The organism is Paenibacillus sp. J22R56, from assembly GCF_056269375.1.
Genome location: NZ_JBWDNV010000011.1, coordinates 154,382 through 166,949 on the forward strand (window position 1 = coordinate 154,382; position 12,568 = coordinate 166,949).

11 protein-coding genes are annotated in these 12,568 nt (G+C 48.8%); 7 read left to right on the forward strand and 4 right to left on the reverse strand.

Annotation, left to right across the window (positions count from 1 at the left end; genetic code table 11):
* Window positions 1–9: 9 nt before the first annotated feature.
* Window positions 10–1,755 carry an alpha-glycosidase gene (locus AC0YNT_RS25320; RefSeq protein WP_475807099.1) on the reverse strand — a complete coding sequence of 582 codons (1,746 nt, stop codon included), beginning with the start codon at window positions 1,753–1,755 and terminating at the stop codon, window positions 10–12.
* A gap of 177 nt (window positions 1,756–1,932) precedes the next feature.
* On the reverse strand, window positions 1,933–2,874 hold the full coding sequence (trxB, locus tag AC0YNT_RS25325; protein WP_441894222.1) for a thioredoxin-disulfide reductase: 942 nt from the start codon (window positions 2,872–2,874) through the stop codon (window positions 1,933–1,935).
* A 139-nt stretch (window positions 2,875–3,013) separates the two neighbouring features.
* On the opposite strand from trxB, the gene AC0YNT_RS25330 reads away from it, so the two are divergent.
* The 5 genes from AC0YNT_RS25330 to AC0YNT_RS25350 all read left to right on the forward strand — a co-directional run bounded on the left by AC0YNT_RS25330 (window position 3,014) and on the right by AC0YNT_RS25350 (window position 9,009).
* Entirely contained in the window at window positions 3,014–3,688 is a 675-nt protein-coding gene (locus tag AC0YNT_RS25330; RefSeq protein ID WP_475807100.1) for a response regulator transcription factor, read from the forward strand.
* Window positions 3,685–5,070 carry a sensor histidine kinase gene (locus AC0YNT_RS25335; RefSeq protein WP_475807101.1) on the forward strand — a complete coding sequence of 462 codons (1,386 nt, stop codon included), beginning with the start codon at window positions 3,685–3,687 and terminating at the stop codon, window positions 5,068–5,070. The genes AC0YNT_RS25330 and AC0YNT_RS25335 overlap by 4 nt, the downstream gene beginning before the upstream one ends.
* A 27-nt stretch (window positions 5,071–5,097) precedes the next feature.
* Window positions 5,098–5,976 carry a UTP--glucose-1-phosphate uridylyltransferase GalU gene (gene galU / locus AC0YNT_RS25340; RefSeq protein WP_475807102.1) on the forward strand — a complete coding sequence of 293 codons (879 nt, stop codon included), beginning with the start codon at window positions 5,098–5,100 and terminating at the stop codon, window positions 5,974–5,976.
* 630 nt (window positions 5,977–6,606) lie between these two features.
* Complete coding sequence (locus AC0YNT_RS25345) at window positions 6,607–7,851, forward strand: FxLYD domain-containing protein (RefSeq protein WP_475807103.1); 1,245 nt, start codon at window positions 6,607–6,609, stop codon at window positions 7,849–7,851.
* A 15-nt stretch (window positions 7,852–7,866) separates the two neighbouring features.
* Window positions 7,867–9,009 carry a S1C family serine protease gene (locus AC0YNT_RS25350; RefSeq protein WP_475807104.1) on the forward strand — a complete coding sequence of 381 codons (1,143 nt, stop codon included), beginning with the start codon at window positions 7,867–7,869 and terminating at the stop codon, window positions 9,007–9,009.
* A 459-nt stretch (window positions 9,010–9,468) separates the two neighbouring features.
* Here AC0YNT_RS25350 and AC0YNT_RS25355 read toward each other — a convergent pair whose 3' ends face one another.
* A complete protein-coding gene (locus tag AC0YNT_RS25355; protein WP_475807105.1) occupies window positions 9,469–10,242 on the reverse strand; it encodes a hypothetical protein in 774 nt (257 codons plus the stop codon).
* A 174-nt stretch (window positions 10,243–10,416) separates the two neighbouring features.
* On the reverse strand, window positions 10,417–11,031 hold the full coding sequence (locus AC0YNT_RS25360; protein ID WP_167278752.1) for a superoxide dismutase: 615 nt from the start codon (window positions 11,029–11,031) through the stop codon (window positions 10,417–10,419).
* A 355-nt stretch (window positions 11,032–11,386) separates the two neighbouring features.
* On the opposite strand from AC0YNT_RS25360, the gene AC0YNT_RS25365 reads away from it, so the two are divergent.
* Window positions 11,387–11,809 carry a GNAT family N-acetyltransferase gene (locus AC0YNT_RS25365; RefSeq protein WP_167278753.1) on the forward strand — a complete coding sequence of 141 codons (423 nt, stop codon included), beginning with the start codon at window positions 11,387–11,389 and terminating at the stop codon, window positions 11,807–11,809.
* 198 nt (window positions 11,810–12,007) lie between these two features.
* On the forward strand, window positions 12,008–12,565 hold the full coding sequence (locus AC0YNT_RS25370) for a DUF402 domain-containing protein (RefSeq protein ID WP_167278754.1): 558 nt from the start codon (window positions 12,008–12,010) through the stop codon (window positions 12,563–12,565).
* The last annotated feature ends 3 nt before the right edge of the window (window positions 12,566–12,568 follow it).

Sequence of the window (12,568 nt, forward strand, 5' to 3'; positions counted from 1 at the left end):
CTTTTTGCATTAATTTAGCTGCTTCCAAATCCCATAGCCGTAGCCCGGGAGCAGCAGCTTCCCGGCCACCGGCTCAAGCCGCTGCTGCTCATCCAGCAGCGACACCCAAACGCCGCCGGCTGGCACGGCGGCAACAGCCTCGCGTCCTCGCGCATTCATCGCGACGAGGATGCGCTCAGCCCCATCGCGGCGTTCGTACACGATCACGCCGCCATCTTCACCATCCGCTGCCTGCAGGAAGCGGATGTCGCTGCTCCGCAGAGCGGCGTGCTCGCGCCGAAGCGCAAGTGCCTGCTTGTAGAATGCGAGCAGCTCGAGGTTCTGCTGCTCCGGCTCCCACACCATACATTTCCGGCAGTCGGGATCCCCCTCGCCGTTCATGCCTACTTCATCGCCGTAATATATACACGGCACTCCCGGATAGGTCAGCTGGAACAGAACCGCCAGCTTCATCGCATCTATCTCTTCGCCACAAATCGTGAGAAGCCGCGGCGTATCATGACTGTCCAGTAGGTTGAACGCCGTTTCCGTCACCTGCTGCGGATAAGCGGCAAGCTGCCGGCCAATCGCATCGGCGAACGCCTTCGCATCAATCGTCTGATGCCCAAAGAAGTCGAGTACCGCATTTGTGAATGGATAGTTCATCACCGAGTCGAATTGATCGCCCTCCAGCCACATCATGGCATCATGCCAGATCTCTCCCAAGATATAAGCCTCAGGATTCACTTGTTTCACAGCTTGGCGGAATTCGCGCCAGAACTGGTGATCCACCTCATTAGCCACATCCAGCCGCCAGCCGTCGACACCGATTTTCTCAATCCAATACCGGGCAACATTGAATAAATAGGCTTTTACATCAGGGTTCTCCGTGTTCAGCTTTGGCATCATAGGCTCGAAAGCGAAGGTCTCATAAGTCGGAATACCGTCTACTACCTGAAGCGGCCATTCCCGCACATGGAACCAATTTGCGTATACGGACTTTTCGCCATTTTTCAGCGCATCCACAAACGGTGGGAACGTCCGGCCCGCATGATTAAATACCGCATCGAGCAGCACGCGGATCCCACGCTTATGACAAGCCTGCACAAGCTCTTTCAGCTTCTCGTTCGTCCCAAAATGACGGTCTACCTGCATATAGTTCTCGGTATCATATTTATGATTAGTTGTCGCTTCGAACAGCGGTGTGAAATAGACAGCATTAATACCAAGCTCCACCAGATGGTCAAGATGATCAAGAACACCCTGCAGATCACCGCCGAAGAAGTTCGTAGGAGTTGGCTTGCCGCCCCAAGCTTCTGTTTTCGCCGGATTAAGCGAGGGATCGCCATTGGCGAACCGTTCCGGGAAGATCTGATAAAACACTGCGTCCTTCACCCAAGCCGGGGGAGCGAATACATCCACCTTATTGATATATGGAAAATCAAAAAATGTATTAGGGTTATCCGGCAGCTCAGCAGGGAAGCCGCTTTCCGTAAAATAAACTTCTCCCTCGCTGCCAGTCAGGCGGAAGGCGTAACGCAGACGGCGGAAGGGAGGCTCTATAACTGCTTCCCAATAATCGAATAATGCATCGGATGAGAGCACGGTCATCTCTACGATTGTCAACGTTCCGCTCCAGTTGTATTTATCACCGGCAATGAGTTCCACACGCTCTGCATCATAACGTTTTGTACGGATCCGGATATGTAGTGTAGTTTCGTTATAAGCATAAGCCCAGTTTTGTTTTGGTCTGTGATAGATCGCTTCCAGCAGCATAAATGAGGATCACTCCAATCGAATAATGGGTAAAAAACAGAAAAAGGCACAACCTGCTAATAAATCAGCGAGGTTGTACCTTTGTAGGTAGCATTGCCTTTAAATTATCGTTTAATCAAACTTCTCCCATTATACTATGGGGGACTACAATCTACCACAGGCAATTAAAATTATTTCTTAAGCATGTACCGCGTCATGGCTTTGCGCTTCAAGGAAACGCTCTGCATCAAGAGCTGCCATACAGCCGCTGCCTGCTGCTGTAATCGCTTGACGGTATTGACGGTCTTGCACGTCGCCGCAAGCGAATACGCCTGGAATGTTTGTCTCCGAAGTGCCAGGCTTCACGATAATGTAGCCTTGCTCATCCGTGTCGATTTGGCCGCCGAGGAATTTCGTGTTAGGCGTGTGGCCGATCGTTACGAACAAGCCGTCTGCTTCTACGAATTCTTCTTCACCAGTTGCGTTGTTGCGTACTTTCAGGCCTTTCAGACCCATTTCGCCTGGAACAACTTCAAGTGGAGTTTTGTTCAGGTTCCAGTTGATTTTCTCATTCGCACGAGCGCGGTCCTGCATGATTTTCGATGCACGAAGCTCGTCACGACGGTTAACGATCGTTACTTCAGAAGCGAAGCGAGTCAGGAACACTGCTTCTTCCATGGCAGAGTCGCCGCCGCCAACGATAATGAGTTTTTTATTACGGAAGAAGAAGCCGTCGCAAGTTGCGCAAGTGCTGACGCCACGTCCGATGTTTTCTTGCTCGCCTGGAATACCAAGATATTTAGCAGATGCGCCTGTCGAAATAATAACGGATTCCGCTTGAATCTCGCCAATGCCTTCTACATCAAGTGTGTAAGGGCGTTTGCTGAAGTCTACGCTCTTAACCGAGCCATTGCGGAAGGTTGCGCCAAAGCGCTGCGCTTGTTTGCGCATGTTGGACATCAATTCGCTGCCAAGAATACCTTCAGGGAAGCCTGGGAAGTTCTCGATCTCCGTTGTTGTAGTAAGCTGACCACCTGGCTGCCAGCCTTCAATAACGAGTGGTTCCATATTAGCGCGCGCCAGATAGATCGCCGCCGTTAAGCCGGCAGGGCCGGTACCGATAATTACTGTTTTATGCATAATGTTTTCCTCCGTCCTATATGGTGAATCATATTTCTAGTTTAAAATTATTATAATCTGTAAACTTTGTCAACACAGTTCATCTTATTTTCATCTAGATGTATTATTGTAGAAAGAGAGTGTACAGGAGGTGCTTGAAATGCCGAAAATACTAGTCGTAGATGACGATCCAAATATAAGGGAATTGGTTAGCTTATTTTTACGCAGGGAAGGTTATGAAGTTATTGAGGCGGCTAATGGGGAAGATGCGCTTACCCTTCTGGAGGCAGTGAAGCCGGACCTTGCTGTCATTGATGTTATGATGCCCAAGATGGATGGCTGGGCGTTATGCTCCGTCCTGCGCGAGTCCTTCGACATGCCGCTGCTCATGCTGACAGCCAAGGGAGAGACGGCTCATAAGGTAAAAGGGTTTGAGCTTGGTGCTGATGATTATGTCGTCAAGCCGTTTGATCCGCCGGAGCTGATTGTTCGGGTAAAAGCGCTGCTTAAGCGCTACCGCATCGCTTCTTCTCAAATCGTTGAGCTTGGCGGCTTGTTGATGAACCGCTCAGACTTCCAGCTGGTGGCGAACGGAGAGAAGATTTTGCTGCCGCCGAGGGAATTCGAACTGTTGTTTAAGCTCGCAAGCTATCCGGGTAAAACCTTCACAAGGGAGCATTTAATCGAGCAATTGTGGGGGATGAACTACGAAGGGGACGAGCGTACAGTTGATGTACATATCAAACGGCTTCGTGAACGGTTCCCAGAAGAAGCTTTCGGCTTCCGTATCGTGACGATTCGCGGTCTGGGCTACCGATTGGAGGAGCATGCATGATTCGCAGCTTGTATGTGCGAATAGCGGTGACATTTCTGGTCATCGTATTAGTAAGTATAAGTATTGCCTATTTTACGGCTAATCAGTTTTTTCGGCGTGATCTTCAGGGGCAGTTCGGAATGGAAGAGATGATGATTACCCGGCTGGAGAAGCTGTACAATGGTTCGCCGCCGCGCTCTCTGCCTGCCTTTCTAGAACAGGTGTCGAGCCTTCAAGAGATGTCTATTGTAGCGGTGAATAAGAATGGACTGGTCATTCAAGTCGGCCGGACAAGCCGGTCCATTGTGAATCATTTGAGCTGGAAGACGCTAACCAGTGTGTTCGACGGTCAGACACAGAAGGTCGACTTTGCGGACGAGCATCGAACCGGTCCATCATCGCCGCCGGCATTTGGACGTCTTGCACAGTTTGGGAATACGGAATGGGCGGTGTTTATTGCACCCGACCATGTGCGGCAGTTTAAGAGCTTCCAGCGGAATACGTTTACGATCCTAATTACACTGCTTGTAGTTGGCTGTATCTTAATTCTGTTAGCTGCCCGTTACCTTGTGAAGCCGCTCAAAATGATGACGGCTGCAACTACCCGCATTGCCAAAGGTGACTTTAGTGTGCAGCTCCCTATGTCTCACCGTAATGAGCTGGGAGAGCTGGCAGACAGTATTAACAAGATGGCTTACAGCTTGTCGCAGCTGGAGACGATGCGTCGTGACTTTGTATCCAATGTATCGCATGAAATTCAATCGCCTCTCACCTCGATCGGCGGATTTGCGGAAGCGCTTCGCAGCGAAGAGTTGACCGAATCAGACCGGAATCGGTATGTTGGTATTATTAAACAGGAAAGCAGCCGTTTATCCCGTCTTAGTGAAAACCTGCTCAAGCTTGCTTCCCTTGACTCCGAGCAGCATCCGTATGAACCGGCTTCCTACCGGCTGGACCGACAGCTCCAAGACGTTGTACTGTCCTCCGAACCTTCCTGGCTTGCGAAACGTCTGACTGTTGAGCTCTTAATGGAGGAAACGGTTATTAAGGCGGATGAGGATCAGCTCAATCAGGTGTGGATTAATCTGCTTACCAACAGCATCAAATTTACGCCGGAGGAAGGCAAGATTTCGTTCCAGCTGTCAGAGGAGAATGGTCATGCCGTCGTCCGAATCGCTGATTCTGGCAGTGGTATTCCAGAGGAGGAGCGGGAACGAGTCTTCGAGCGATTCTATAAGGTTGATCCGTCACGGGATCGCACAGAGGGTGGAAGCGGGCTAGGCTTGTCTATTGTAAAAAAAATTATCGACATCCACGGCGGAACGATCGACATAGAGGATGTGGAGCAGGGGACGGTATTTGTAGTACGTCTGCCTCTTCAGCCAGAGGTACAAGTAGGTTAAACTGCTTATATAGAGAGGGTGATCAGGATGGTACAACAGAAGGCCACGCAGCAGGTACGAAAAGCAATCATTCCTGCGGGCGGTCTAGGTACGCGGTTCCTGCCCGCAACGAAGGCACAGCCAAAGGAAATGCTGCCGATTATCGATAAGCCGGCTATTCAATATATCGTTGAAGAAGCGGTTCAGTCTGGCATAGACAGCATCATTATCGTAAGCGGCCGTCATAAGCGTGCGATCGAGGATCATTTTGACAAATCCTATGAGCTGGAGAAGGAGCTGGAGGAACGCGGCAATGAAGAGATGCTTACCATTGTCCGGGATATCTCCCATCTGGCTGATATTTATTATGTCCGTCAGAAGGAGCCGCTCGGACTTGGACATGCGGTTCTTTGTGCGCGGCGTTTCATCGGAGATGAGCCGTTTGCGGTGCTGCTTGGTGATGACATCCTGCGTTCCGAGCCTCCTTGCCTGCAGCAAATGATTGCTCAATATGAAGAAACGGGCTCTTCCGTTGTTGCGATGATGGAAGTGCCTTGGGATCAGACGCATAAATACGGGATTGCTGCTTTCGACGAAACCGATCCATCAAGAATTCGTGATCTGATCGAAAAACCAGCACCAGGACAGGCGCCTTCCAACTGGGCAGTAGTCGGGCGGTACGTGCTGGATCCGGCAATCTTCGAACTTCTGGAACATGCAAAGCCTGGTAAAGCAGGTGAAATTCAACTGACAGACAGTTTGCAGCGGCTTAATCATATTTCTCCAATTCTGGCGCATCGCTTTACCGGCAAGCGTCATGATGTGGGGGATAAGCTAGGCTTCGTGAAGGCTACCATCGATTTCGCATTGGAGCGGGAAGATCTTAGCGAGGAAATCCGTAAATATATGCGAGAGCGTCTAGGCTGAGAGTAACAAAAAAACGCTGCTATGCTGTGCAGGAGAAACCTCTTCACAGCATAGCAGCGTTTTTAATTTTACTGGACTCCTTCTCTGTTCTGTTAGCAGCTGCCAGAATGTACTTTATCCAACAGAATGGAGCATCCGAGCCAAGCAACTAAGCTGCATTGGATTCCATCCAGCGGAATCAGCACATTCGGACGAACAGCTCATGATGGGCGAAAGTTACTGGATGGAATCCAACATAACCTGCAGCCGTACACTGTCTAAGATCGATTCGTTGGATGAAATCCAACGAAAGGACGAGGGGGGAGTTTGGAGAATCAGCGTGTCTGGAGCTGCTGGAACTAATTCGCAGCTGAATACGGAGCAGTGACGGAATGTACAATGAAGGAGATTTATGGGATCGAAGTTACCATTCATAAGGATGAGCGTACGGGCATGTATATGGTACCAATTGGGGTAGAGAGTAAAATGGAATAAGTGGTTATAAGCTGGATCCTGCGAAAGTAGGACCGGCTTTTTTTGTGCTGAAAAGAGTTGGAGAAACTTTTTTTATTTTCCAGAAAGGAAAAATGGAGATCATTTATTATTTCATATAGAATAGATAAGAGATATATGAGATGAATCTGGAGGAGAATGAAATTGTATTGCCATCATTGCGTTAGGGAGCATGATGCGGATGCCGTATACTGCAGCAGATGCGGCAGGCTGCTCGAGCCTGAAAAACGAAATATACAGCATGGTACTGAGGCGCAGGCAGCGGCACTTGATGAATGGGATATGGCGAAGGATCAGGCCGGCCCTGCTCTCGAAACGAAGCAACTGCCTGAACGACCTGCAGGTAAACTAGTTGGACTTATTCCCCTCGTGTTATTCATTGGTATTGCAGCGTTGCTGTTGTCCTATTATTTATATGAAGCAAGATTAAATGACCGTGTACTGAATTGGCAGGAATCAGCAAGGCAGGAGGCGCTTGCAGGCAAGTATGAAGATGCGTTCAAACAGCTGAATAAAGCAGCAGATGCCCGTCCTGATTTTAAGCCTGTACAGGCGGATCTGAAGATTGTGGAAGAGGCTTTATCGCTGAACCGTTCGATTACGGAAGTCGAGCAAAGGCTGAATAGCGATGATTTAGACGAGGCATCCACCTTGCTTGAGCAAGTGAAGTCAAAGCTGCGCAGCCGGGAAGAAGCGGTTTTTGGCAACGTGCGGGAAGAAGTGGATAATTTGACTACTCGGGTAACGGTTCTTCAGGTATCTGCCGAGTTCGAGACTATGGAGAACATTGATGACCTTGCAAGGGAATACAATCAGGTGAAAAGTTTGACTGGTGATGAGGCGCTGGCATTGCGGAAAAAGATTGAGGCAAAGATTGCTGATCTTAGCTATGCAGAAGCGGATTCACTGCGGAAGAAGAAGAATTTTACAGCGGCGATTACAGCAGCGCAAAAAGGGTTGATCTACGCGTCAGACAATGAGAAGCTCACAAAGCTGTATGACCAAATTGTCGTGGAGAAGAAAAACTTCGAGCAGGCGGAGCAGCAACGGATTGAACAGGCGATGCAGATGGCGGCGGAAGAGGATCTGCTTAATCAGACAGCAGCTGTAAAAGTGAAGCATATTAATGCGGAGCTTGATGCTTTCGGCGACTTTAATGTGACAGGGGAACTGCTTAACGCGGCAACTCGGCCGATCTACTCCGTTTCGATTGAATATACGGTTCATGATTCAAAAGGAAATGTGATTACAACCGGGAAGGTGGATGCGACTCCATCTTATATTGAAGCTGGAGAGACGTTCAGCTTTACCTTCGTTGTACATCATGTGCAGGATGAGAATGCAACAGTGGCCATTGATCATATGACATGGTATTTGGATTAGGTAGGGGAAATAATCATGAAAAAAGGAACATGGATTAGCCTCATCACGTCGTTGGTAGTTCTATGTGTGGGAGCGGGAGCAGCTATTTTCATCCACACCGAGGTGCCTAAGCAGTTAAGTGGATTGCCACTGCTTGCAGATGCCAATGCAGGAGCGCCAAAATCACTGAAGGATATTATTTACGCAACACAAAAGCTGGTTGTAATGATTGAAACAAAGGACGGAACGCAAGGCTCAGGTTTCGTCTATAACGATAAAGGCGACCTTATTACGAATGCTCATGTTGTCGCGGGAGAGAGTAAGGTTACGGTAAAGACGGCAGATGCCCGGGAGCTTGAGGGTGATGTCATTGGCATCAGCACGGAGACGGATGTAGCGGTAGTTCGTGTGCCCGGATTAGCTGGTGTAGAGCCGCTTGTTATGGTGAGGAAGGAAAAGGCTGAGATTGGTGATGAAGTTATTGCGATAGGCAGCCCACTAGGCTTTCAGAATACAGTTACCACGGGTATGGTAAGTGGTTTGGGCAGGAGCTTTGAGATCAAGCCATACACCTATAAGGATTTGTACCAGATCTCAGCGCCAATTGCGCCGGGCAATAGTGGTGGACCACTCGTCGATAAGAAGACGGGTGAAGTGCTTGGTATCAATTCGGCCGGAATTGAGGAAAGCTCAATTGGATTTAGTATTCCGATCGTAAACGTACTTGATCTAGCTGAGGCATGGTCGAAAAATCCAATGAAGACGCTCCCCGAATGGAAGCCGGAAGAGGAAGATAGTGCGGTCAAACAGGATGCTTCGATTACGGAGTATGCGGAATATTTGGTTACCCACTTCTACGATAGTCTAAATAACGCTGACTATGTATATGCTTACTCCTTGCTCGGCGGCAATTGGAAGCTTGGCACGAGCTACGAGTCATTCCGTCAAGGGTACATGATGACTCGGAATGTGGTCATTGACAACATTCATGTCACCAAAGAAGGTGATGATGAAGCAATTGTAACGGCAATTATATCCGTTGATGAACGTTTAGACGGGGAATACAGGCTGAGCAAATATCAAGTAACCTACGATGTTGGTTACGAGAACGATCAGCTTAAGCTGATCAGCGGTAAAGGGAAAGCGATCAAGCAGGAAGAGGAAAAGGAAAAGAAATAACCCTGATTCAGAGCTGTGCAGATAAAAAGAAGGGCCATTTCCGGTTTGATGGAATGGCCTTTCTTTTTCTGTTCTTCATGCTATTTGTAGATTGTTTCTCCTACTACTTACTGGGGTGTCAGGAGTTAAGGTCCCTAAAGGGCCTTAACTATCCATGCAGAGCTGATAATGGAGCACTTAACGTCCCCAAAGTGCCTTATTGGTCGAAAAACAGTTTATATTTGGCATCCGACAGCTTTGCTTACGAGAGTTAAGGCCCCTAAAGGGCCCTAACTCATAACGAAGAGTCAATAATAAAGCATTTAAGGTCCCTAAAGGGTCTTAAGCTGCAGAGAACCAACTCATAAGCAGGAATAAAAAGGCGTGCTGGCAACTGTAAAGTGCTTTTCAACCTTTCAGCGGGAATGCCGTGATCAAACCGAGCAGTAAGGTCGTTTCGACCTTACTGCTCGGTTTGGTTTATTCTATAAAGTGATCAGCAATGTTCAAATGTGCAATGTCGGTCAGGTCTTGCGAAAGCTCATCCTCGGAGCGGCCTGTTAAATTAAAAATCAGCTCGAGAGAGACGGTATCAAACCTCTGTACTTGGGCATTCAGGAAGTTCTGCGGGATCACACGGCCATTCAAGCGCAATAAAGCCTGAATTGGTCCACCAAGTGGAATGCCGCTGACAGAAGCGATTTGGCCATTGAATCCGAAACGTACGACGCCGGTTGCTTGTAGGGCATTTCGAATCGTCATTCCAAACCGGAATGGTACTCTGTAGGAATTAGTTACATTCGGGAAGAAACGTCCGCCGTTAATAACTACCGTTACAAACGCTGGCCCTGGGCCTGGAGGGAACGGAGGGAACGGAGGGAACGGAGGGAACGGAGGGAATGGCGGAAATGGCGGGAACGGCCCTGGCGGGAATGGCCCTGGCGGGAACGGCCCCGGCCCTGGCGGGAATGGCCCCGGCCCTGGCGGGAATGGCCCCGGCCCTGGCGGGAATGGCCCCGGTCCTGGCCCCGGTCCTGGCCCCGGTCCTGGCCCCGGCCCTGGTCCTGGCCCCGGTCCTGGCCCTGGCCCCGGTCCTGGCCCTGGTCCTGGCCCTGGCCCTGGCCCTGGTCCTGGTCCTGGTCCTGGCCCTGGCCCTGGTGGTGGCATAAACATGCGAGTGCCGCCGCAGCCGCAGTTACTAACAACGTTATTGCTGCCTTTCCCTTCGATATACCTATAAGTATAGCTGCTCATGCGCTTTTGTCAGACTCCTTCGTATGACAGATTAGGCATTCATCCTCATCCATCTTATGCGGCGGATGCCTATTCGTGTGCACGATGCAGCTGGAGCTGATGATACTTTGCGACAAATTTCATAAATAAAACAAGGCTGCCCCATAAGGGACAGCCTTGTTAATTAAGCAGTAATTATTTAACTGCTGCTTCGTAACGTTTGCCAACTTCAGCCCAGTTTACAACGTTCCAGAACGCTGCAATGTAATCAGGGCGTTTGTTTTGGTAGTTCAGGTAGTAAGCATGCTCCCAAACGTCCAGACCTAGTACAGGCGTTTCGCCTTCGAAGATCGGGCTGTCTTGGTTAGGCAGGCTCGATACTTTCAGTTTGCCGTCTTTAACAGACAGCCAAGCCCAGCCGCTGCCGAAGCGAGTTGTAGCTGCTTTAGCGAATTCAGCTTTGAATGCGTCGAAGCCGCCCAGTTCGCTTTCGATTGCTGCAGCAAGTGCGCCAGTAGGAGCGCCGCCGCCGTTTGGTCCGATTACTTCCCAAAACAGGGAGTGGTTAGCGTGTCCACCACCATTGTTGCGAACAGCTGTTTTGATTGCGTCAGGAACGATTGCCAGGTTGTTAGCCAGCAGTTCTTCCAGCGATTTGTCTTGCAGCTCAGGAGCGGATTCCAGAGCAGCATTCAGGTTTGTTACATAAGCGTTGTGATGACGGCCGTGGTGAATTTCCATTGTCAGCGCGTCGATATGTGGTTCCAATGCGTTTTTCTCGTAAGGCAATGCAGGTAATTGATGAGCCATAATTAACAGCCTCCCATAAATAGGTTATGTAAAACTCTTCTCATATTATCCCTTATCCGAGTGCATAAATCAACATTAAGGTTTCAAAAGTCGACTGTTTGAGGACAAAGACATACGAACCCTATCATTTCACGAAAGAGGAGGAAATATGCAAAAACATTAGAAAACGAGCAGTATTTTAAGAAAATGGCTAAAAAGTCCTTGTAAGCGCTTAAAATAAAGCGTTTTCAACGTTATTTCGCAAATTTCTTTAAAATTTTTAAGTTTTTTTTAAGATGAAAGAAGGATTTCGTTACAAAATGTCGTAAAATATATTAATGCAGCACTATGACAAGGTATAGAAGGTGTATAAATAATGAACGTTCGTTCCTTCCAGTTGTCTGACTACAGACCGCTTACTACACTCCTCGAGGATGTATTGTCTGAAGAGTGTTACGAACAAACGATGGAAGCTTTTGCTCGTCAATTGTCATGGGACAGTGAGCTCGTACTAGTCGCTGTCGAAGAGTCGGAAGTTGTTGGTATGATCATCGGTACGATCGATAATAACAAAGGTTATTATTATCGCATCGCTGTTCATGCAGAGTATCAACGTCAAGGAATTGGAAAAGCGCTTATACAAGCCTTGCGGCAGCGCTTTGAACAACGCAACGTTTCCAAAATATTAATCACCGCCGACGAGCATAATGAACCGGTATTGCCGTTATATGAAGCGATGGGATATGCTTCGAACGACTTTTTCCGTTCATTCCAGAAATTAAGTATTGTAGCAGGCTAAGCAGCTCCGCCTCCACAGGACGGCGCAGCCATTACACTTGGCCGGCATTTTAGCACATATTGTGCAGGGCATATCTGCATCGCCATTGCTTTTGGCGGTCAGATATGCTTTTCTATTTAAAAGGACTATTGTTTGGAACATACGAATGCGGGCTGAAGGCAGACCGCGACCGTTTCACAATAAGTAAGGAGAGGCGTCATGGACATCTATAGGCACTGTGTTATCAAAAGCTTCAAGCACGATGGTCATATTCATCGAACATGGCTGCGCAACTACCTTGTGCCCACGGAACGGCTTGCACAGGTACATCGGGATCACAATATCATTGTGCTTATTAATCGTCAGACGCCTATTTTGGAATCTGACGGCAAGCAATGGATCAGCCGTGTACCAGCGGTGTCGTTTTTTATTCCCGGTGAATGGTTTAATGTTGTAGCTCTGCTTGAAGACAGTGGCATTCGTTACTATTGTAATATCGCATCTCCTCCTTATATGCAGGGGGATGTGCTTACCTATATCGATTATGATCTGGATGTGATTCGAACAACTGATGGTAACCGTTATGTTGTCGATCAAGATGAGTATCAGATGCACAAACTAGCTTACCATTATCCGCAGATGGTGGAGGACAAGGTACAGCAAGGCTTGTCCGCTCTTCTGAAACGAATGGACGAGGGAGCGGTTCCGTTTCAGGATGAGATTGTCCAGGGCTACTATACAGACTGGCACAACAGCTGTGGGGAAAGTGAGGGGTAAGCC

Excerpts from the sequence above, each read along its gene's own strand:
- AC0YNT_RS25320 (WP_475807099.1), bottom strand. The coding sequence starts at position 1,755 with ATGCTGCTGGAAGCGATCTATCACAGACCAAAACAAAACTGGGCTTAT.
- trxB (WP_441894222.1), bottom strand. The coding sequence starts at position 2,874 with ATGCATAAAACAGTAATTATCGGTACCGGCCCTGCCGGCTTAACGGCG.
- AC0YNT_RS25330 (WP_475807100.1), top strand. The coding sequence starts at position 3,014 with ATGCCGAAAATACTAGTCGTAGATGACGATCCAAATATAAGGGAATTG.
- AC0YNT_RS25335 (WP_475807101.1), top strand. The coding sequence starts at position 3,685 with ATGATTCGCAGCTTGTATGTGCGAATAGCGGTGACATTTCTGGTCATC.
- galU (WP_475807102.1), top strand. The coding sequence starts at position 5,098 with ATGGTACAACAGAAGGCCACGCAGCAGGTACGAAAAGCAATCATTCCT.
- AC0YNT_RS25345 (WP_475807103.1), top strand. The coding sequence starts at position 6,607 with ATGAAATTGTATTGCCATCATTGCGTTAGGGAGCATGATGCGGATGCC.
- AC0YNT_RS25350 (WP_475807104.1), top strand. The coding sequence starts at position 7,867 with ATGAAAAAAGGAACATGGATTAGCCTCATCACGTCGTTGGTAGTTCTA.
- AC0YNT_RS25355 (WP_475807105.1), bottom strand. The coding sequence starts at position 10,242 with ATGAGCAGCTATACTTATAGGTATATCGAAGGGAAAGGCAGCAATAAC.
- AC0YNT_RS25360 (WP_167278752.1), bottom strand. The coding sequence starts at position 11,031 with ATGGCTCATCAATTACCTGCATTGCCTTACGAGAAAAACGCATTGGAA.
- AC0YNT_RS25365 (WP_167278753.1), top strand. The coding sequence starts at position 11,387 with ATGAACGTTCGTTCCTTCCAGTTGTCTGACTACAGACCGCTTACTACA.
- AC0YNT_RS25370 (WP_167278754.1), top strand. The coding sequence starts at position 12,008 with ATGGACATCTATAGGCACTGTGTTATCAAAAGCTTCAAGCACGATGGT.